Source organism: Pandoraea vervacti, assembly GCF_000934605.2.
Taxonomy (GTDB): domain Bacteria; phylum Pseudomonadota; class Gammaproteobacteria; order Burkholderiales; family Burkholderiaceae; genus Pandoraea; species Pandoraea vervacti.
In genome coordinates this window covers 2,312,504-2,333,139 of sequence record NZ_CP010897.2, presented here as the reverse complement: position 1 = coordinate 2,333,139, position 20,636 = coordinate 2,312,504, and the positions used below count along the sequence as shown (strand labels likewise).

General features: G+C 64.1%; 14 protein-coding genes. 3 read left to right on the top strand and 11 right to left on the bottom strand.

What is annotated here, in order from left to right:
• Positions 1-11: 11 nt before the first annotated feature.
• The 6 genes from rbfA to scpB form a co-directional block, all read right to left on the bottom strand.
• Complete coding sequence (gene rbfA / locus UC34_RS10560) at positions 12-473, bottom strand: 30S ribosome-binding factor RbfA (protein ID WP_044455504.1); 462 nt, start codon at positions 471-473, stop codon at positions 12-14.
• 83 nt (positions 474-556) lie between these two features.
• Positions 557-3,514, bottom strand: coding sequence for a translation initiation factor IF-2 (gene infB / locus UC34_RS10555; protein ID WP_044455503.1), 2,958 nt, complete (start codon positions 3,512-3,514; stop codon positions 557-559).
• A gap of 80 nt (positions 3,515-3,594) precedes the next feature.
• On the bottom strand, positions 3,595-5,070 hold the full coding sequence (gene nusA / locus UC34_RS10550; protein WP_044455502.1) for a transcription termination factor NusA: 1,476 nt from the start codon (positions 5,068-5,070) through the stop codon (positions 3,595-3,597).
• Complete coding sequence (rimP, locus tag UC34_RS10545; RefSeq protein WP_044455501.1) at positions 5,067-5,525, bottom strand: ribosome maturation factor RimP; 459 nt, start codon at positions 5,523-5,525, stop codon at positions 5,067-5,069. Before rimP ends, nusA begins: the two co-directional genes overlap by 4 nt.
• A gap of 368 nt (positions 5,526-5,893) precedes the next feature.
• Entirely contained in the window at positions 5,894-7,702 is a 1,809-nt protein-coding gene (locus UC34_RS10540; protein WP_044457997.1) for a pseudouridine synthase, read from the bottom strand.
• Positions 7,703-7,864: 162 nt separating this feature from the next.
• The gene (gene scpB, locus UC34_RS10535) at positions 7,865-9,085 is read right to left on the bottom strand and encodes an SMC-Scp complex subunit ScpB (RefSeq protein ID WP_044455500.1); all 1,221 of its coding nucleotides are present in this window, start codon (positions 9,083-9,085) and stop codon (positions 7,865-7,867) included.
• A 334-nt stretch (positions 9,086-9,419) separates the two neighbouring features.
• Between scpB and fnr the strand changes: the two genes are divergently transcribed.
• Together fnr and UC34_RS10525 are read left to right on the top strand one after the other, a co-directional pair.
• Positions 9,420-10,166, top strand: a complete 747-nt coding sequence (fnr, locus tag UC34_RS10530) for a fumarate/nitrate reduction transcriptional regulator Fnr (protein WP_044455499.1) — start codon at positions 9,420-9,422, stop codon at positions 10,164-10,166.
• A gap of 407 nt (positions 10,167-10,573) precedes the next feature.
• Complete coding sequence (locus UC34_RS10525) at positions 10,574-11,008, top strand: YybH family protein (RefSeq protein ID WP_044455498.1); 435 nt, start codon at positions 10,574-10,576, stop codon at positions 11,006-11,008.
• A gap of 24 nt (positions 11,009-11,032) precedes the next feature.
• Here the strand turns inward: UC34_RS10525 and UC34_RS10520 are convergent, their stop codons facing one another.
• On the bottom strand, positions 11,033-11,965 hold the full coding sequence (locus UC34_RS10520; RefSeq protein ID WP_044455497.1) for a LysR family transcriptional regulator: 933 nt from the start codon (positions 11,963-11,965) through the stop codon (positions 11,033-11,035).
• A gap of 141 nt (positions 11,966-12,106) precedes the next feature.
• On the opposite strand from UC34_RS10520, the gene UC34_RS10515 reads away from it, so the two are divergent.
• On the top strand, positions 12,107-13,123 hold the full coding sequence (locus UC34_RS10515) for a zinc-binding alcohol dehydrogenase family protein (RefSeq protein ID WP_044455496.1): 1,017 nt from the start codon (positions 12,107-12,109) through the stop codon (positions 13,121-13,123).
• A gap of 260 nt (positions 13,124-13,383) precedes the next feature.
• On the opposite strand, the gene UC34_RS10510 is transcribed toward UC34_RS10515, so the two are convergent.
• From UC34_RS10510 to hrpA, 4 genes are all read right to left on the bottom strand, one after another.
• Positions 13,384-14,223 (bottom strand): competence/damage-inducible protein A, encoded by an 840-nt coding sequence (locus UC34_RS10510; protein WP_044455495.1) that lies wholly within the window; start codon positions 14,221-14,223, stop codon positions 13,384-13,386.
• Between the two features lie 85 nt (positions 14,224-14,308).
• The gene (locus UC34_RS10505; protein ID WP_044455494.1) at positions 14,309-15,256 is read right to left on the bottom strand and encodes an EI24 domain-containing protein; all 948 of its coding nucleotides are present in this window, start codon (positions 15,254-15,256) and stop codon (positions 14,309-14,311) included.
• Between the two features lie 85 nt (positions 15,257-15,341).
• A complete protein-coding gene (locus tag UC34_RS10500; protein WP_044455493.1) occupies positions 15,342-16,337 on the bottom strand; it encodes a YVTN family beta-propeller repeat protein in 996 nt (331 codons plus the stop codon).
• Between the two features lie 127 nt (positions 16,338-16,464).
• Complete coding sequence (gene hrpA, locus UC34_RS10495) at positions 16,465-20,577, bottom strand: ATP-dependent RNA helicase HrpA (protein WP_044455492.1); 4,113 nt, start codon at positions 20,575-20,577, stop codon at positions 16,465-16,467.
• Between the last annotated feature and the right edge of the window lie 59 nt (positions 20,578-20,636).

Genomic DNA, 20,636 nt, shown 5'->3' with positions numbered 1-20,636 from the left:
CGATCGACGGCTTATTTGCCGCCGTTTTCCTTCTTGTCGCTACCGTCGTCGGCTTTGTCGGCTTCGTCAGCTTCATCGGCCTGAGCGGCGTTCTCTGCCGCTTCCGCGTCTTCCTTCGCGCGCGTCGCATTCGCCAGATCGATCAACTGCGACATCTCGATGGCGCGCTCAACCGACTGGTCGAAGTGGAAATGCAACGTCGGGACCGTATGAATGTGCAACCGCTTGAACAGCAGATTGCGCAGATAGCCGGCCGCTTCGTTGAGCGCTTCGCCGGTCGCCTTCGGATCGCCGGTGAGCGTGGTGTAAAACACCTTCGCATGCGCGTAATCGGGCGTCACTTCCACACTTTGCAGTGTGACCAGCCCAATACGCGGGTCCTTCACTTCGCGCTGAATCAACTCCGACAGATCGCGCTGGATCTGATCGTTGATGCGAAGATTCCGACCGGGAACGCCACGTTTCTTTGCCATAACAAACTCGCTAGTAAAGCAATGGCCCACGCCGCCGGTTTCCCGGCCTGGTGGGCCATTCCACTTCCGTTGTGCAAATCGCGTTACAGCGAGCGCGCAACTTCCGTGATTTCAAACGCTTCCAGTTGGTCGCCTTCCGTAATGTCGTTGAAGTTCTTCACCGACAGACCGCACTCGAAGCCTGACTTGACTTCCTTGACGTCATCCTTGAAGCGCTTGAGCGAATCGAGCTCGCCCGTGAAGATGACCACGTTGTCGCGCAACACACGCACGTGCGACGAACGCTTGACGAAGCCGTCGAGCACCATACAGCCGGCCACCGTACCGACCTTCGGCACCTTGAACGTCTGACGCACTTCGACCAGGCCCGTAATCTCTTCCTTCTTCTCCGGCGCCAGCATGCCCGACATCGCTGCCTTCACCTCATCCACTGCGTCGTAGATGATGTTGTAGTAACGAATGTCGATACCGTTCGACTCGGCCAGCTTGCGTGCCAAAGCATCCGCACGCGTGTTGAAGCCGATGATGACCGCCTTCGACGCCGTTGCCAGGTTGACGTCGCTTTCGCTGATGCCACCGACCGCCGCGTGCACGATCTGCACACGCACTTCCGGCGTCGAGAGCTTGTTGAGCGACTGGGCCAGCGCTTCCTGCGAGCCCTGAACGTCTGCCTTGATGATGAGGGGCAGTGTCTTGACTTCGCCTTCGGCCATCTGCTCGAACATGTTCTCGAGCTTGGCCGCCTGTTGCTTGGCCAGCTTCACGTCGCGGAACTTGCCCTGACGGAACAGCGCGATTTCACGTGCCTTGCGCTCGTCCTGCACCACCAGCACTTCTTCGCCGGCGCCCGGAACTTCCGACAGACCCTGAATTTCCACCGGGATCGACGGACCTGCGTCCTTCGTGTTCTTGCCGGTTTCGTCCAGCATGGCGCGAACACGGCCATAGGCCTGACCTGCCAGCACCATGTCGCCGCGCTTGAGCGTGCCCGACTGCACCAGGATCGTTGCGACCGGACCTTTGCCCTTGTCGAGCTTCGCTTCGATCACGATGCCCTTGGCCGGCGCGTCCACCGGTGCCTTCAGTTCCAGCACTTCGGCTTGCAGCAGCACGTTTTCGAGCAGATCGTCGATACCCGTGCCCGTCTTCGCCGACACCGGCACGAACGGCGAATCGCCACCGTACTCTTCCGGCACCACGCCTTCGGCCACGAGTTCCTGCTTCACGCGGTCCGGATTCGCTTCCGGCTTGTCGATCTTGTTGATCGCCACCACGATCGGCACACCAGCCGACTTCGCGTGGGCAATCGCTTCCTTTGTTTGCGGCATCACACCGTCGTCCGCCGCGACCACGAGAATCACGATGTCCGTTGCCTGCGCACCGCGCGCACGCATGGCCGTGAAGGCCTCGTGACCCGGCGTGTCGAGGAAGGTCACCGTACCGCGCGGCGTGTCGACGTGGTACGCGCCGATGTGCTGCGTAATACCGCCGGCTTCGCCCGACGCCACCTTGGCGCGACGGATGTAGTCCAGCAACGAGGTCTTGCCGTGGTCGACGTGGCCCATCACGGTCACGACCGGCGGACGCGGCAGCGCTTCGACTTCCGTCACATCGTTGCCCAGGTCCAGCAGCGTTTCCGGATCGTCCAGCTTCGCGGCGATCGCGCGGTGGCCGAGTTCCTCGACCACGATCATCGCCGTTTCCTGATCCAGCACCTGGTTGATGGTCACCATCTGGCCCATCTTCATCATCAGTTTGATGACTTCTGCGGCCTTGACCGACATCTTGTGCGCGAGATCGGCAACGCTGATCGTTTCCGGCACGTGCACGTCACGCACGACCGGCTCGGTCGGCGCCTGGAACGCGTTGCGGTCGTCCTGCGAGTGACGGTCGCCACGACGGCCGCCACGACCACCGCCGCGCCAGCCATCCGAACCACCGCTCGTGTCGCCGCGCGTCTTCATGCCGCCACGCTTATTGCGGTTGTCGGCGTCCTTCTGCCAGGCACCCGGCTTCTTGTCCTTCTTGTCGGCTGCGCCGGCCGTGGTCGATGTCGTCGTGCCTGCCGGCTTCTTGTCCGCCGGCTTGGCAGCGGCGCCTTCCGGCTTGGCCGGCTTGTGCAGCGTACCCTTCGCCGCTTCCGGCTTGGCCGGCGCCGCGGCAGCAGGTGCCGGCTCCGGCGCCTTCAGCACGCGACGCGGTGCATTCATCATTTCGCGAATGGCGCGGGCTTCGGCTTCGGCCGCCGCACGGCGCTTGCGAATGGCTTCCTCTTCGGCGCGCGCCTTGTCAGCCGCTGCGCTGGCCTTCTCAGCCGCCAAACGGGCTTCTTCGCTGGCCTTGCGAGCCTGCTCGCGCTCGGCGTCAGCCTTGGCTGCAGCGGCCTTCTCGGCTTGCGCTGCCTTTTCGGCTTCGATCTTGGCCGTCTTCTCGGCCTCGACCTGCGCCTGCTTCTCGGCTTCGGCATCCGCCTTGGCTTCGGCCTTCGCCTTCTGCTCTTCAGCCGCCTTGGCAACGGCAGCAGCGCGCTCCGCTTCCTCGCGCACGCGGCGCTCGGCAGCTTCCTTCTCTTCGCGCTCGCGACGCTCGGCCTCTTCACGCTCCAGTTGTTCCTGGCGACGCTTGAGTTCCGCCGCTTCCGCAGCCAGACGCTCCGCTTCGCGGCGGGCGTCTTCCTCACGCAGACGCAGGGCTTCGTCTTCCGCAGCAGCCGCTGCGTTGTCCGCTCCCTCGACTACGTCGTCGCGCTTGACGAAGGTGCGCTTCTTGCGCACTTCGACCTGAATCGTCCGCGCCTTACCGGTCGCGTCGGCCTGCTTGATTTCCGAGGTCTGGCGACGCGTCAGAGTAATCTTCTTTTTGTCGCCGTCGCCAGCGCCGTGCGATCGGCGCAGGTGCTCCAGCAGACGGGCCTTGTCGGCTTCCGTCACCGAATCGTCGGCGCTGAGTTTGTCCACGCCGGCGGCTTTGAGTTGCTCCAGCAACACGCCGGCCGGCATTTTCAGTTCTTCAGCAAATTGGGCTACGTTGATGCTCGCCATTCAAACCTCTTCAAGCAAGGCCAGGCGCCTTGCGGTTAACTTCAAAGTTCACTGTTCCATATGCATGCCGGGGCAGGTCATCATTGGAACCAGTGCTCTCGCGCTTTCATGATCAGGGCCTTGGCGGCTTCTTCGTCGACACCGGTCATCTCGGTCAATTCGTCGACAGCCAGTTCGGCCAGATCATCGCGCGTCTGAATTTCATGCTCGGCCAGCTTGGCCAGCAACTCGGGCGTCATGCCGTCGAGGCTCTTGAGATCGAGCGCAACACCCTCGACCTTCTCCTCGGTGGCAATCGCCTGCGTGAGCAGTGCGTCGCGCGCACGATTGCGCAGCTCGTGCACCGTGTCCTCGTCGAACGCTTCGATCTCGAGCATTTCGTTCAAAGGCACGTAAGCGATTTCTTCCAGGCTCGAGAAACCTTCCTCGATCAGAATGTCCGCCACTTCCTCGTCCACATCGAGACGCTGCATGAACAACGTGCGCAGCGTGCCGCGCTCTTCGTTCTGCTTCTCGGCCGATTCGTCCGGCGTCATGATGTTGATCTGCCAGCCGGTGAGCTCCGACGCGAGTCGCACGTTCTGACCGCTGCGACCGATCGCCACGGCCAGTTCGTTCTCGTCGACGACGACGTCCATGCTGTGCTTCTCTTCGTCCACGACGATCGACTGCACCGCCGCCGGCGCCAACGCACCGATCACGAATTGCGCAGGGTCTTCCGACCACAGCACGATATCGACGTTTTCACCGCCGAGTTCGTTGCGCACCGCCTGCACACGCGTGCCGCGAATGCCCACGCAAGTGCCAATCGGGTCGATACGCTTGTCGTATGCCACCACGGCGATCTTGGCGCGCACGCCGGGGTCGCGCGCAGCCGACTTGATTTCCAGCAGGCCCTGCTCGATTTCCGGCACTTCCATGCCGAACAGTTCGATCAGGAATTCCGGCGCCGTGCGCGAGAGTTCGATCTGCGGGCCGCGTGCCGTGCGGTCGACCTTCACGATGTACGCACGAACGCGGTCACCGATACGAAGGTTTTCCTTCGGGATGAGCTGATCGCGGCGCAGCAGCGCTTCGACACGCCCCGACTCGACGATCAGGTTGCCCTTGTCGAGACGCTTGACCGTGCCGGTCATGATCTTTTCACCGCGTTCGAGGAAGTCCGACAGGATCTGTTCGCGCTCGGCGTCGCGAATGCGCTGCAAGATCACCTGCTTGGCCGCTTGTGCACCAATGCGGCCGAACTCGACGGACTCCACCGGCTCTTCGATGAACTCGCCGATTTCGATGGACGGATTGTCTTCCTTGGCTTCGAACGACAGAATCTGCTTGTCCGGCTCCTGCAGACCCGCTTCGTCCGGCACTACCAGCCAGCGACGGAAGCTCTCGTGCTCGCCCGACTCACGGTCGATGTGCACGCGAATGTCGACGTCTTCGGTGTAGCGCTTCTTCGTGGCCGAAGCCAATGCCGCTTCAAGCGCGCCGAACACGACATCCTTGTCGACGTTCTTTTCGCGCGCGAGCGCATCGACCAACAGCAATACTTCGCGACTCATCGTTTGCGACTCCTAAAATCAATCTGCGGCACAAGGCGCGCACGGTCAATATCCGCGAGGGTGAATTCGAGCAGCGCCGGGCCGCCCTTGCCTTCGAACTCAAGGCTCAAGTTTTCGCCTTGCGGTGCCTGCAAAATGCCGCGGAACTGCTTGCGGCCTTCGAGCGGCACACGCAACGTGAGACTCACTTCGACACCGGCAAAGCGCTCGAAGTCACGCAGCTTGCGCAGCGGACGATCCAGCCCCGGTGACGACACTTCAAGTCGGTCGTAATTGACGTTCTCGACCATCAGGACGTGCGAGAGCTGACGGCTCACCGTCTCGCAGTCATCGATCGTGATGCCTTCCGGCTTGTCGATATACACGCGCAGCAGTCCGCCGCCCGCGCGCTCAAGATCGACCAGCTCGTAACCCAGGCCTTCGACCGTGGTCTCGATCAGTTCTGGCAATTGCAACTTTGCTCACCCTAGAAAAACTCGCGCGCATCAGCAGCGCCCGACATGTCTGCGCGCCCCGCATGGGACGTCGCACGATACCTGCCTCGACCGTCCGGGCCGGTGTATCAGCGTCGACACACCCACTCCCCGACGCGGCGGCATCGGCCGCGTTAAACGCTCGCGGCAAAAAAAAATGGGCGAAACGCCCATTTCTTACAGCCTCATTGCGCATGAGGTGCGTGCCGCAGCAGAACGCCCGACACGCAAACCAGCTTATTCATTGATTTTATATGGTTTTGACCCGATTTGCAACGCTTGGCGCCCGAAAAGCCTGCCTGACGGGCGCCATTGATACATTGCCGCAACGCAACATCGGGCCGAAAAACTCAGCGCGATCGGTTGCCGCCGCGGTTACCACGGTTGCCGTAATTACCGCCACCGCTGCTATTGCCGCCACCCGCCCGGTTGCTGCCACGACTGCGGTTACCATTGGCATTGCCACCGCCGCCGCCATTTCCGCCGTTGCCACCACGCGACTGACCACCGAAACCGCCGCCCGCCGAATTTCCACCGCCGAAGCGACGCCCCTCACCGCGCGGCGCAGGCGTTTGCCCCGGATAGCCACCGCTCGGCCCGACAAAGGCGGTCAGCGGATTGGCGCGCGGACGACGCGACTGCCCCGGTTCACGGGCAAACACGCCAAGCGCCGTCTGCATCGGGTCCGGCTGACGGCGCGGCTCCTTGGCTGCCCCCGCCTTGCCACCGCGCGCCCCGTTGCGAGCCCCCTTCTCATCCGACGACGCGCCCGGCATCTTCATGCCGACAGCGGCGAACAGCGAACGAACCTGGGCTTCGTCCATTTCTTCATAACGCCCACGCTTCAGGCCGCGCGGCAGCGTCAACGGACCGTAGCGGGTACGGATCAGGCGGCTCACCATCAACCCCGCTGCATCGAACATACGACGCACTTCGCGGTTACGCCCTTCGGCCAATGCCACGTGATACCAGTGATTCGAACCTTCGCCGCCCCCGTCCTTCAGGCGCAGGAAGTTGGCTTCGCCGTCCTCGAGCTTGATGCCGTGCAGCAGTTGCTGACGCGACGCTTCGCTCAACTGCCCCACCGTGCGAACCGCGTACTCACGCTCGATTTCGTAACGCGGGTGCATGAAACGGTTCGCCAGATCGCCGGACGTCGTCAGAATCAGCAAGCCTTCCGTATTGAAGTCAAGACGGCCGACGGCCAGCCATTTGGCGGTCTTCATTGGCGGCAGACGGTCAAACACCGACGTCCGACCCTCCGGATCCGAATGACTGACGATCTCACCGGCCGGCTTGTGATAGAGCAGCACGCGCGGCGGCTTGCTGCTGATACGGCGCTTGACGAGTTTGCCATTGATGCGGACCTGGTCGGTCGGCAGGATGCGCTGCCCGATGTGAGCAGGCTCGGAGTTCACCGACACGCGACCGGCGAGAATCAGTTCCTCCATCTCGCGACGCGACCCCATCCCGGCTTCGGCCAGCACCTTGTGCAGCTTCGGCGCCTCGTCGTCGGGCGACAGCACGCGCCGATCTGCCGGACGGCGACCGCGCTTGGCTGCGGCGTTATCCCCCTCGGCATCGTCACCGTCGAAACCGCCGGACGTCACGAACGCGAACAAATCGCCGTCGCTGCCGTGGTTCGCGTTGCCGGCGCCAGCCTTGCCGCGCGCCGCACCCGCCGGGGCCTTGCGACCTCGCCCCTGCGACTTGCCCGCGCCACCGCCCTGGGTATTCTGTCCACCCTGGGCACCTTGTCCACCGCGCGGACCACGCCCACCCGGCGCCGTGCCTTTGGCACCCTCGCCGGCCTGCGCCGCCTGCTGCGCATCGTCACGCTTGCCGCCACGCGGCTTGCGCGTGCCGTTGCGGCCACGCCCCTGCGCGGCGCCGGGTGCGCCGTCGCCACCCGACGAGTGGCCCTGCGCAATATCGCCGGACGGCGAGACTTGCGTCGCGTCCGCCGCAGCGGATTCGCCATTGTCGTCGCCTTCGCGCTTGGCCTGCTGGGCCGCGCGACGGCGGGCGATCAGACTACGCGGACCGCGGCGCAAACCACGGCGCGACGCCTTTTCATCGCCGCCCTCGCCTTCCGGCGAACGTGCTTCGGCACCGGCATCGCGTGCGTGCAGGTCCTGGGATTCTTCGTTTTGTTTCAACACAACCTCATTGGAAAACGGGATTCTGGCGGGCAGGCGTAATTCGCTGAATTCGCTGCCCTGATCCGTGTTCGCACCATGAATGCGCGGCAAACGCTTGCCGCGACTTCGTTCTTATCGCTAACGGCCTTGTGAATACGCGCGGCGCACTGCGCCGACGCCTCAGGTACCGGTGACGAGACTCTTGTCGTCCCCGTCGTTCTCGTCGTCGTCCGACGCACCGGGCACGGGATGCCCGGCGGCGGCTTCGTTCGCTGCCGGGTCGACAGCGCGCGGGGAAACCTCTTGCGTGAGCGACGCTGCGGGATCTGCCGCGTGCGTCGCATCGTCTTCTACTTCGGCGTCGTGTCCATCAGCGCTCACCGAATTCGCCATATCTTGCGGCGAATCGTCGCCCACAGGAACCTCAGACGCCGACACTTCGGAAAATTCCTCGTGGTCCAGGCGCTCGACGCCATCCTGCGCAAGCGCGCCGTCCTGCTCACTGACGTGCCCCGCGTCCGCGAGTTCCACCGAATCGACGGCTTTCGGCGGAATATCGGCGGGCACATCAGCCGTCGCTTCCTGCGCGTCCACTGCGTTGGCCATCACTGCGCCATTCGCCGGAACCTCAGCCTCACCCTCGGCCATCACGGCATCGAGCAGCGTCTCTTCGGACACCGTCTCGCTACCCGACAGCGGCGCGCGCTGATCTTCCGGCAATCCTTGCGCAAGCGGCAAGTCGTCGGCACGGGTTTGCGCCAGCAGGGCAAGCGCTTGGGCATCGGCGACGGGCGCGTCATCCGACGCCGCCTCCTCACCTGCCTCGCCCTCGGCACGCTCGCCGAATTCAATGTTCTGCTGCGCCAGCAAATCGATTTGCGCCTGTGCCGCCGGATCTTCCAGCGGCGGCAGCGCGTCGAGCGCACGCAGACCCAGATCGTCGAGGAAATCCTTGGTCGTGGCGTACAGGCCGGGGCGTCCCGGCACGTCGCGATGACCGATCACCTCGATCCAGCCGCGGTCTTCGAGCTGCTTGATGATCTGCGTATTCACGGTGACGCCGCGAATCTCTTCGATATCGCCACGGGTGACCGGCTGACGATACGCAATGATCGCCAGCGTCTCCATCACCGCGCGCGAATACTTCGGAGGCTTCTCCGGATTCAGGCGGTCAAGGTATTCACGCATGCGCGGACGGCTCTGGAAACGCCAGCCGGTGGCCAACGCCACCAATTCCACACCTCGGCCGTCCCATTGCACGCGGATTTCCTCGAGCAGCGCGCGCACCGTGTCGCCAGACACGGCGTCATTGAAGAGCTTGCGCAGGTCGCCGACCTTGAGCGGCTCCTGCGCGCAAATCAACGCGGTCTCGAGGACGAGTTTCGCCTCTTGGGTATTCATGTGCGACTAAGCAGACCGGGGGCTTGGCAACCCGGTATCAGGAATAAATGGATGCTTGGAACACGAGAAACGATCGCAGATAACAACCGCTTCGCATAAGCGCGCGCCCTATTGTGTTCGGTCGTAGTGACGGCGGCGCGACCAGAATGCTTCGAACGACCTTCCGGGAAAAACGCCCAGGCCGATAGTACGGCGAGACGGACGTCCGGTATGTGCGCAATTATTACTGAAACACCGACGCCCGTAAAGCGTCGTCGAAACCCTGATGTCTCGCCCGTCGAAACGAGGGGTCGACGCCTCATGGTAAACTCTCAAAATAACTTCAGGGGCCTCCATGACCACCGAGATCGGTCGCATTCCCGGCAACCCCATTCCGGTTGCCCAGCCTCGTTGTTCCACCTGCTCACTGGGGCAGTTCTGCCTGCCCGTCGGCATCCCTGAGCCGGAGCTGGAACGACTGGACGCGCTCGTAAGCGAGCGCCGCCGCCTCAAGAAGGGCGAGGTGCTGTATCACGCCAACGATGACCTGAACGCCGTCTACGGCATTCGCTTCGGGTCGCTCAAAAGCTGCGTCACGGCCCCCGACGGCCGCGAGCAGGTCGTCGGTTTCCACCTCCAGGGCGAGCTGATCGGCCTGGACGCCGTGGCCGACAACCATCACCCGAGCACCGCCATCGCGCTCGAAGACAGCGAATTGTGCATTGCCCGCTTCAACGAACTGGAAACGTTGTCGCGTCAGGTGCCGTCGCTGCAACGCCAGTTGCATCGCCTGATGAGCCAGGAAATCCGCAACGAGCACCAGCAATTGCTCGCGCTCGGCACCATGCGCGCCGAGGAACGTCTGGCCGTGTTCCTTCTGAATCTGTCCGAACGTCTTGCCGCACGCGGGTACGCCGCCAACGAATTCGTGCTGCGCATGAGCCGCGAAGAAATCGGAAGCTTCCTTGGCCTCAAACTGGAGACGGTCAGCCGTCTGTTCTCGCGTTTCGCGCAGAACGGCATGATCGAAATCCGTCAGCGCCACGTCAAGATCATCGACGGCATCGCGCTGCGCGAGCTCGCAGGCGTGCATCACTGCTGATCCGCCCGCCCGGGGGTGCCGCAGCGCCCCCGGCTCCCGCCGTCCTGCCGTCACGCCATCAGGTACGTCCCCGCCCTTCACCGCCCTTCACCGCCCTCCCCCGCCCGCCGTCCACAGCCCCCGCAAGTGACATTCCCACCGCGCGACGCAACACCTTGCCGTCACCCATAAGCTACCGGCCCGCCTGAACCAGCGCCTTGCGCCAGATCAAACGTCGCTCGTCCGCGCCAAGCACTCGGTTCGATCACCCGATCCGACCGCCCGGCTGCCCCGCCATGCCCAAATCGCCTCGCGTTCGACAAGCCCGGGCAAACCCTCCATAATCGGCGCGTTCGCCGCCCGGCATCCGCTTGCCCGGCATCTCGAACGATGAATTCCAACGATGGACCCCGACGGAGGCCGCCGTTATGCCCGCAGCCATATTTCTCAGCCCGGAAGACGCCGAGCACGCGTTCTACGAAGCGTTGCGTGCTGGCGACACGGAGACGTTGATGGATGTCTGGTCCGAAGACGAAGAGGTCGTCTGCATTCATCCGTCAGGCCCGCGACACGTCGGCCCTGCGGCCATTCGCGCCAGTTGGCGGCAGATCCTCGCCAAAGGCGGGCTGCAGGTCACCGTGAGTCACCTTCAGGTGGCCCACAACCCGCTTTGCGCCGTTCACAACGTGCTGGAGCAAATTCAGGTCGAGACACACCCGGAGGCGCGTTTCGCTTTCGTGCTCACCACCAATGTGTACCTGAAGGAAGCGGACGGCTGGCGGCTGGTGCTGCATCATTCGAGTCCCGCCATCGGCCACGACGATACCGGCTCGCAGCCCACACGCACACATCGCCTGCACTGACGGCTGCAGCGCAGCACGATCCCGTCAGCCTTGTCTGCCGTCGGCGCTGGCCGGCCACTGCGTTTCCCAATAAGGCACGGGGCCGAAACGCGCCTGCAAGAACTCGATGAGCGCGTGGGTCTTCGGCGGCACGAACGCCCGGCTTGGGTACACCGCCCAAATCGCGACTTCCTCGGCCAGCGGGTACGCTTGCAACACAGGCACTAACTCCCCGCGCTGCAAGTGCACCGCCACGTCCCACGTTGATTTCAGTGCAATGCCCAGCCCCGCCAGCACGGCGTCGCGCAGCACTTCGCCGTTGTCCGACACCAGACGCCCCGCCACACGCACGCTTAGCGGGCCGCCCGGTGTGAGAAACCGCCAATCGCGCTGCTCGCCGAGCGTCAGGCATTCATGTTGCGTCAGGTCGCTCGGATGTCGGGGCGTGCCATGCGCGGCCAGATAGGCCGGCGACGCACACAACGTGCGCCGGTTCGCGGCAAGCTTGCGGGCAATGAGCGTCGAGTCCCGCAACGCCCCGACGCGGATCGCCATGTCGACGCCCTCTTCCAGCAAATCGACGACCCGGTCCGTCAATCGAAAATCCAGCGAAATGCCGGGATAGCGCGCCAGAAACTCGGGCAGCGCGGGCGAGATGTGCTGGCGCGCAAACGACGACGAACACGACACGCGCAGCAACCCCTGCGGTGCGGCGAACCCCTGCCCCACGCTCGCGAGCGCCTGCGCTTGCGCAGCCAGCAGCGCCTGCGCCTGCGCAAGAAAGACTTCTCCCTCCTGGCTCAGCGCGACACGTCGCGTCGTCCGATGCAGCAGCCTGGCGCCCAGCACGCCTTCGAGCTGCGCCAGCCGCGTGCTGGCCGTGGCTGGCGAGAGGCCGCGCTCACGGCCTGCCGCCGAGACGTTTCCCAGCGCCGCCACCCGCACGAACAATGCGACGGTATCGAGGTCCAATGCCATTTGATGGATTTTCCAAAAAATCTTTTCCGCATTATGCGAATTATCAATTCAATCGACTAGCCGTAATCTTTCGCTATCGCATTCGGCGCGTCGCGAATCCGCCACATAAAGGCGGCGCGCCTTCACTTCAGGAGAAAGCAGATGAAAGCCATCGGATTGACCCGTTACCTGCCGATCGACGACCCGAAATCGCTCGAAGACATCGAATTGCCAACGCCGACGCCCGCCGGACACGACCTGCTGATCAAAGTCGAGGCCATTTCGGTGAACCCGGTCGACACGAAAGTGCGCGCGCCGAAGGACAAGGTCGAGTCACAGCCCCGTGTGCTGGGCTGGGATGCCGCCGGCACGGTCGCCGCTGTCGGGCCGGACGTCACGTTGTTCAAGGTCGGCGACCCGGTCTATTACGCGGGCAGCATTACGCGCCCCGGCGCAAACAGCGAATTCCATCTGGTCGATGAACGCATCACGGGACATATGCCCACGTCGCTCGACTTCGTGAATGCAGCCGCATTGCCGCTCACCACCATTACCGCGTGGGAGGCGTTGTTCGACCGTCTCGGCATCGCCCCCGACGGGCGCGATGAAGGCAAGTCGATTCTGATCGTCGGCGGCGCGGGCGGCGTGGGCTCGATTGCGATTCAGCTCGCGCGCCGTCTGGCCAGGCTCACCATCGTGGCTACCGCTTCGCGTCCGGAGTCGACCGACTGGTGCCGTCAGTTGGGCGCGCAGCACGTCATCGACCACTATCAGGACATGCCCACGCAATTGAAAGCCCTTGGCTTGCCGCAGGTCGATTTCGTTCTGTGCCTGAACGACACGGACACGCACTTCCCCGCCATGGCCGACGCCGTCGCGCCGCAAGGCAAGATCTGCTCGATCGTCGAGAATGCCGGACCGCTCGAAGTCGGCCTGCTCAAGAGCAAGAGCGCCACGTTCGTCTGGGAATTCATGTTCACGCGCGCCATGTACGAAACGCCGGACATGATTGCCCAGCACAGACTGCTGACCGAAGTTGCCCGTCTGGTCGACGCCGGGACGCTGCGCACCACCGTCGGTGAAGTCATCGGCCCGATCAATGCGGTGAACCTGCGCCGCGCGCACGCCCAGCTCGAAGGCGGACGCACCATCGGCAAGCTGGTTCTCGCCGGGTTCTGAGCGGCGCCGACTCGTTCCGAGGGCTTGTCGACGCCAAGGAATCCAACGTTCCGGGCGCCCGCATCAAAACAAACGGCGCTTGCCCACGAAGGCAAGCGCCGTTTTGACATTCCTGGCGTTCATTTCCGGCTTTCGTTTCCGGCTTTCGTTTCCGGCGTTCATTTCCGGCTTCAGTTTCCGGCGCCAATTTCCAGACGTCGGCAATCGAGGACCGACTGCGAACGGAGTGTGATCCGCGAGCGGACCTCGCGGGCCGAAGGCTATTTCGCCGCCGGCACCGTGCCTTCCGGCAACGCGATCGCCTCGGCCGGATGCACGATTTCGCCACCCAGCGCGTTCACCCCTGCAATCAATCGCTCGAACGCGGCGCCGACGAGCGTCGGATCGCCCTTCACGCCCAAATCGATGTGACGGCGCGCGTAAATGGCTCCGCGCTCCGCATCGCCCACGCTCGGCAAGCTGAACACCTTGATGCCGCCGTACTCGGCTTCGATCGCCTCCATGAGCGGCGTGAGCGTCGATTCGGCAAGTCCGAAGACCAGCACCGAGCGCTCGGTGTGCTTCGTGAGGTGATGCAGATCGGCGTAGTACGTGTCGAGCGCCCACGCCATCATCGGCCATGCCATGACCGGAAAACCCGGCATGAAGTGATGGTGCTCGACCGAGAAACCCGGAATCTTGTTGTACGGATTCGGCAACACGCGAGCACCGACCGGGAACTCGCCCATCTTCAGACGGTGACGGTTATCGGCCTGCGTCATGTCGGCCACACCGTCCGGGCTGGTATCGGCAATGCGCTCCATGATGAGCGCCTCGGCTTCGGGCGTGAGCACCAGCGGCACATTGAGCGCCGCCGCCGCGCATTGACGCGTGTGATCGTCCGGCGTGGCCCCGATGCCGCCGGTCACGAACACGATGTCGTCGCTCGCGAAGGTGCGCCGCAGTGTTGCCGTGATGCGTTCCGGGTCGTCGCCGACGTACTCGGCCCAGCCCAGTTGCATGCCACGCTCGGCGAGCAACTCGATGAACTTGGGCAGATGCTTGTCGTGACGACGCCCCGAGAGAATTTCGTCGCCGATGATGATGATGCCGACCGCCATGATGCTTCCTTTGTCTTGTCGTCAGTGCCTGGGGGATGCGCAGCGCCGCCTGCCGACGGCGCGCAATTCGACGATTGTGCCACTTTCACGGCGAACCGTTAGGGGACCCTGTCGGACCGGACGGACCGGGTGCGCCCGGCAACCGCGGCGATTCCGCCGGGGGCAAATCCTCGCTGTCCGGCAGCGGCGCGCCAGCGCCCGGCAGCACCGTCCCGGAGAAGGACGGCTCGTGGTGCGCGTCCTCCGCGCGCATGCGCGAGAGCGCTCGCAGGCAATAGTGGGCGAACCACAACGCCGAAAATACGAAGATCACCACATACAGCCAGATCGCCAGCAGCGCGATGACCGGAAACAGCACGATCATGATGACGGACGAGACCCACAGCAGCGTGGGCAACGAACCGAGCAAGCCTGTCGCCACGCCGATCACCAGCAACGGCAACCGCTTTTCACGCACCAGCCGACGACGCTCGTCCGCGCTCGCGTGATAGGCAAGCGCGTCATACGTCATGACGCGATACGTCAGCCAGCCCCAGAGCAGCGGCGGCACGATCGCGAAGAACGGCGGCACCAGCCAGAGCGGCAACGTTGCGAGCGCGGCGATCAGGAACACGAACGTCGCGCCGAGCGACTGCCCGAGACTGCCCCAGAACGAGCCGCCCTGCCGCGCTTCGAGGTGGATGAAATGCCGTCGCGACAGATGACGCAGCACCGCAGGCATCGACCATCCCGCAATGAGCAGCAGCGCCGTGACCACGATGAGCGGCACGAGCAGCGCCACCAGAATGAACGGCGCCAGCGCCATGCGCACGCTGTCGACGCCGAAATAACCGAAGAAGCGGTAAATCCACTGCGTGAATTCCCACTGTTCGAGCCAGACGCGGAGAAAGTCGGTGAAGGGTTCCCATCCGAACCAGATCACGGCGCCCCAGAGAAGACCGGAGACGATGAAGGGCATTGCGGTGAGCCACAGCATGCGCGGATGCAGCAGACTCACGAGCGCGCGGCCAAGCGCGCGAAGAATATCGTTCATGCAGGTGTGGTACGGACCGCACGGGGGCCACGGCGCGCTGCCGTGGCCCCCGTGCGATCAAAGCCTTGAGAGTAAGGCCTTGATGTTACAGCACCGGCGCGCGGTCGTAGAAATAGATCCCGTGCGGCGAGCGTCCGACCGGAATGGTGTTGATGAGCTTGCGCGAGGCCAGATCGATAATGCCGACCTTGCGCGCCCAGCGGAACGTCACCCAGAGCTGTTTCCTGTCGGCGGTAAGTTCCATGTCGTCCGGGCCCGGCAGCAGACCGGTGATGTTGCCCACGTTGGTGAGCGACTCCTGATCGATGATGCTGATCGTGCTGGAAACCCGGTTCGAGATCAGCACGTGCTTGCCATCGGCGAGCGAGCGGAAGTTGTGTGCGCCCTTGCCGGTCGGAATCGTCTTGACGACCTTCTGGTTACGCCAGTCGACCACTGCCGCGTAATCGGCCCCCGTCATGCCCACGAGCAGATACTTGTCGTTCGGCGTGAGCCACACACCGGCCGGGCTGTCGCCGACCTTCATCTTCCAGATCACTTTCTGCGTAGCCAGATCGATGGCGGCGACTTCGTTCGACTCCTGCAGCGAGATGAACACAAGCTTGCTGTCCTCGGTGAACACGAGGTGGCTCGGCATCTTCTTGATGGGAATACGCTGCGCGACGCTCAGATTCTTGCCGTCGAAGCGGTAGACGTCCACGCGGTCCAGACGCAGCGCGTTGGCCACGAACCACTTCTTGTCCGGCGAGAAGCCGATCTGGTAGGGGTCTTCGATGTTCTCGATCTTGCGCTGGATCTGCCCCGTCTTCGGATCGAGGAAGACGAGGTTGTTGCCGACCGAATTCGCGACGATGAGCGACTGGTTGTCGGGCGTCGCCATGAGGTGATGCGGCTCCTTACCGACCGGGAACGTCTGAATGACCTTCTGCGAGGCCTTGTCGATCAGGCTGACGCTGGCGTCGGCCGAATTGAGCACGACCACCACGCTCTCGGGCGCGGGTGCCGCGGCGCGGGCCGGACCGGCCAGTGCCGCGAGTCCGAAGGAAGCCGCCAGACTGGCGGCAATCAGAAGTTTGCGCATCACGAAGTCTCTGGAAAAAGTCTCGCTATTGTAGGCTGGGAACGCCTCGGCGCAGCGCTTCGCGCGTACATTTTTTGATCAGACGAAACACCATCCGCACACTTCATGACGTAGCGCAAACCGGCCCTCAGCGCTGCAACGCTTCCCACACCTTGTGCAGACGCTTGACCGACACCGGCATGGGCGTGCGCAACTCCTGAGCGAAGAGCGAAATGCGCAACTCCTCGAGCAGCCAGCGGAATTCGTCGAGCCTTGCATCGCCGTGATCCCGGCGTTGCGACGTCGCCCGCTGCCAGTTTTGCAGCAACGGCCCGAGCTCGCTCATGGCGCGCGCGTCGCGCGACGGATCGGCCTTGAGCTTGTCGATACGCGCGGCCATGCCTTTCAGGTAGCGCGGGAAATGCGCCAACTGGGCGTATGGCGTGTCGATGAGAAAGCGCTTGCCGACGAGGCGCTGCAACTGGGCGCTCAGGTCCGCGTGCGCCTGGGCAAACGGCCTGGCTTGCGCCAGCTTCTTCTGCAACGCGGCATACTCGGCGAGAATCTGCCCGGCCAGTCGCGCAATCTCCTGCGCGAGCAGCGTCAGACGCCCTCGCCCTTCATCCTTGCGCGCGACAAACGACGCGTTCTCGCTCGGCCACGGCAACGCCAGACACGCCCGCTCGAGCGCCAGATCCACGATCTGGTCGCGCAGTTCCTCCTGCGTGCCCAGACTCATATACTGCATCGCCATCTGCTGCAAGCCGGGAATGTTCTTCTCCAGATACTTCACCTGTTCGCGAAGCTGGATGGCGAACAGGCGTCGCAGGCCTGCACGATGCTGCCGCTGCGCTTCGTCGGGATCGTCGAACACCTCCAGATCGCAATGGTCGCCTCGGTCGACGAGCGCCGGATAGCCGAACAGCGTCTGCCCGCCACGCCGGATTTCCAGCATCTCGGGCAATTCGCCGAAACTCCACGTCGTGAGATTGTCGTAGCGACCGGGCTCGACCGCGGCGGCGGGTGCCGCTTGGGTTGCCGCCGTGCGCCCCGCCTTGCCTGCGCTCTTGGCGCTGTTGTCTGCCTGGCCACCTTCGTCCCCGCCACGCTCTCGCGGCGCCGCCGGCGCGCTGCCCGTGGGCGTGGCGCCGCTTTTGGCCGCGAGCTGCTGGAACGTTCGCTGCGCCTGCTGGCCGAGTTCGGCGCGCAGTTGGGCGAGGTTGCGCCCCATGCCCAGTTGACGGCCGTGCTCGTCGATCACCTTGAAGTTCATCGACAAATGCGCGGGCAGCATCTCCAGCTTAAAGTCGCTCGACTTGAGCATGACCCCGGTCTGCTCGCGCGCATCCGCCATGAGGGCATCGAGCAGGGCGCCCTGCCCGAACGTCGCCCGATCGAAAAAGCCTGCCGCGTACTCCGGCAACGGCACGAAGTGACGCCGCAGCTTCTGCGGCAGCGACTTCATCAACAGGTGCGCCTTTTCCTTGAGCATGCCCGGCACGAGCCATTCGCAACGGCGCGCGTCGACCTGATTCAGGGCGTAAAGCGGCACGGCGAGCGTCACGCCGTCGCGCGGCGAGCCCGGTTCGAAGTGGTACGTCAACGCCATCTCGATGCCGGCAATGGCCGTTTTCTTCGGGAACAGATCGGTGGTGACCCCGGCCGCCTCGTGACGCATGAGGTCGTCGCGCACCAGATAAAGCAGTCGGGGCGTGCCCTTGGCCGTCTCCCGATACCAGTGCTCGAAGCTCGCGCCATCGTACAGATCGGCGGGCACATGCGCGTCGTAGTAAGCGTAGATCAGTTCGTCGTCGACCAGCACATCCTGGCGGCGCGACTTGTGCTCAAGCTGTTCGATGTCCGCGATCAACTTGCGGTTATGAGCGTAGAACGGAAGTTTCGTCTCCCACTCGCCTTCGACGAGCGCGCTGCGCAGAAAGATCTCGCGCGCACGGCGCGGATCGCGCGGACCGAAGTTCATGCGACGGCGTGCGTAGATGGTCAGACCATAGAGCGTGCCGCGCTCGTACGCGACGACTTGCGCGGCCTTCTTCTCCCAGTGCGCGTCCGACAGCGACGTCTTCACCAGATGCTTGCCCACGCGTTCGATCCATTCCGGCTCGATTCGGGCGATGCAGCGCGCATAGAGGCGGCTCGTCTCGACCAGTTCGCCGGCCATGACCCATCGGCCTGCCTTCTTGACCAGCGACGAACCCGGCCAGATATGGAACTTGATGCCGTGCGCGCCGAGGAAATGCGGGTCGTCGTCGGCCTTGCAGCCAATGTTGCCCAGCAAGCCTGCGAGCAGCGCCAGATGCACCTGCTCGTAGGTGGCTTCCGATTCATTGATGCGCCACCCCTGCTCGCGCACCACCGTGAGCAACTGGCTGTGGACGTCGCGCCATTCGCGCAGGCGCAACTGCGACAGGAAGTTCTCGCGGCACGCCTGCGCCAGAAGACGGTTGGACTTCTTGTGCGCGATGGCGTCTTCGAACCACTTCCAGATCTTGATCCACGACAGGAATTCGGACCGCTCGTCGGCAAACTTCCTGTGCGCGTTGTCGGCCGCGTCCTGCGCCTCGATGGGCCGGTCGCGCGGGTCCTGCACCGCCAGGGCGCTGGCGATGATCAGCACTTCGCGCAGCGATTGCTGATCGCGCGCGGCAAGAATCATGCGGCCCACGCGCGGATCGAGCGGCAGTCGCGCCAGTTCGCGCCCGAGTGGCGTGAGCTGGTTCGTGTCGTCCACGGCGCCGAGTTCATTGAGCAACTGATAGCCGTCGGCGATGGCGCGCCCGGGCGGCGGTTCGATGAACGGGAAGCCCTCGACCTTCGAGAGTCGCAGCGACTGCATCCGCAGGATGACGGCCGCCAGCGACGAGCGCAGGATTTCCGGGTCGGTGAAGCGCGCGCGCGACTGGAAGTCGGTCTCGTCGTACAGACGGATACACACGCCGTCGGCGACCCGGCCGCATCGGCCTGCACGCTGATTGGCGGCGGCCTGCGAGATCGATTCGATCTGCAACTGCTCGACCTTGTTGCGGTACGAGTAGCGCTTCACGCGCGCCGTGCCGGCGTCGACCACGTAACGGATGCCGGGTACGGTAAGCGACGTTTCCGCCACGTTGGTCGCCAGCACGATGCGTCGCGCATTGGACGGCTTGAACACGCGCTCCTGATCGCTCGCGGACAGGCGTGCAAACAGCGGCAGAATTTCGGTGTGCGGCGGATGGTGCTTGCGCAGCGACTCGGCGGCCTCGCGAATCTCGCGCTCGCCGGGCAGGAAGACCAGCACGTCGCCCGAGCCCTCACGGCAGAGTTCATCGACGGCGTCGACGATGCCGTCCATCAGATCGCGCTCCCGGTCGCGGGCGCTCGCGCGGCTGCCCTCGCGGCCATCACGACCCTCGGCGTTGGCAATACGCACGTCATCCTGAATCGGACGGTAGCGCACCTCCACCGGATACAGACGGCCGCTCACCTCGATGACCGGCGCCGGACGCAGCGACTCGCCCTCCCCCGTGCCGAAATGGCGGGCGAAGCGATCGGCGTCGATGGTCGCCGAGGTAATGATGACCTTCAAATCGGGCCGGCGCGGCAATAACTGCTTCAGGTAGCCGAGCAGAAAGTCGATGTTCAGGCTGCGCTCGTGCGCCTCGTCGATGATGATGGTGTCGTACGCACGCAACAACGGGTCGGTCTGCGTCTCCGCAAGCAGAATGCCGTCGGTCATCAGCTTGACGGACGCGCCGTTGGACAGCGTGTCGTTGAACCGCACCTTGAACCCGACGATCTCGCCCAGCGGCGTATTCAGCTCGTCGGCAATCCGGCGGGCCGTGGCGGAAGCAGCAATACGTCGCGGCTGCGTATGACCGATGAGACCTGTGCCGCCCGCGCCCAACCCGCGCCCGAGTGCGAGACAGATTTTCGGCAGCTGGGTGGTTTTGCCGGAGCCGGTCTCGCCGCTCACGATCACGACCTGATGCCCGGCGATGGCGCGCGCAATCTCCTCCCGGCGGCCGGAGACCGGCAACGCTTCGGGGAATGTGATCGTCGCGATGCGATTGGCCGCGGCCTGACGGGCCGCCAGGCGCTCGGCGTCGCGCGCAGCCCGCTCGGCGGGCGACAGGCGGCGTCCGGCCTCGGCCGTCCCGGCCGGGTGCTTCGCGCGATCGGGTTGCCTGGATTGCTTGGGTTGCTTGGGTTGCTTGGGTTGTGAAGTGCCCGCGGTTTGAACACGCGTATGCCCCGGCGCCGTCACTTTTGGCTTCGGGGGCTTAGATTGTCGATTTCGTTCATCACTTGCCATGGGCGCGCATT

Bases quoted from the DNA above. Each gene is read 5' to 3' on its own strand.
- UC34_RS10505 (WP_044455494.1), bottom strand. From the start codon at position 15,256: ATGAACGATATTCTTCGCGCGCTTGGCCGCGCGCTCGTGAGTCTGCTG.
- rbfA (WP_044455504.1), bottom strand. From the start codon at position 473: ATGGCAAAGAAACGTGGCGTTCCCGGTCGGAATCTTCGCATCAACGAT.
- scpB (WP_044455500.1), bottom strand. From the start codon at position 9,085: ATGAATACCCAAGAGGCGAAACTCGTCCTCGAGACCGCGTTGATTTGC.
- UC34_RS10500 (WP_044455493.1), bottom strand. From the start codon at position 16,337: ATGCGCAAACTTCTGATTGCCGCCAGTCTGGCGGCTTCCTTCGGACTC.
- UC34_RS10525 (WP_044455498.1), top strand. From the start codon at position 10,574: ATGCCCGCAGCCATATTTCTCAGCCCGGAAGACGCCGAGCACGCGTTC.
- UC34_RS10515 (WP_044455496.1), top strand. From the start codon at position 12,107: ATGAAAGCCATCGGATTGACCCGTTACCTGCCGATCGACGACCCGAAA.
- nusA (WP_044455502.1), bottom strand. From the start codon at position 5,070: ATGAGTCGCGAAGTATTGCTGTTGGTCGATGCGCTCGCGCGCGAAAAG.
- UC34_RS10510 (WP_044455495.1), bottom strand. From the start codon at position 14,223: ATGGCGGTCGGCATCATCATCATCGGCGACGAAATTCTCTCGGGGCGT.
- infB (WP_044455503.1), bottom strand. From the start codon at position 3,514: ATGGCGAGCATCAACGTAGCCCAATTTGCTGAAGAACTGAAAATGCCG.
- UC34_RS10520 (WP_044455497.1), bottom strand. From the start codon at position 11,965: ATGGCATTGGACCTCGATACCGTCGCATTGTTCGTGCGGGTGGCGGCG.
- fnr (WP_044455499.1), top strand. From the start codon at position 9,420: ATGACCACCGAGATCGGTCGCATTCCCGGCAACCCCATTCCGGTTGCC.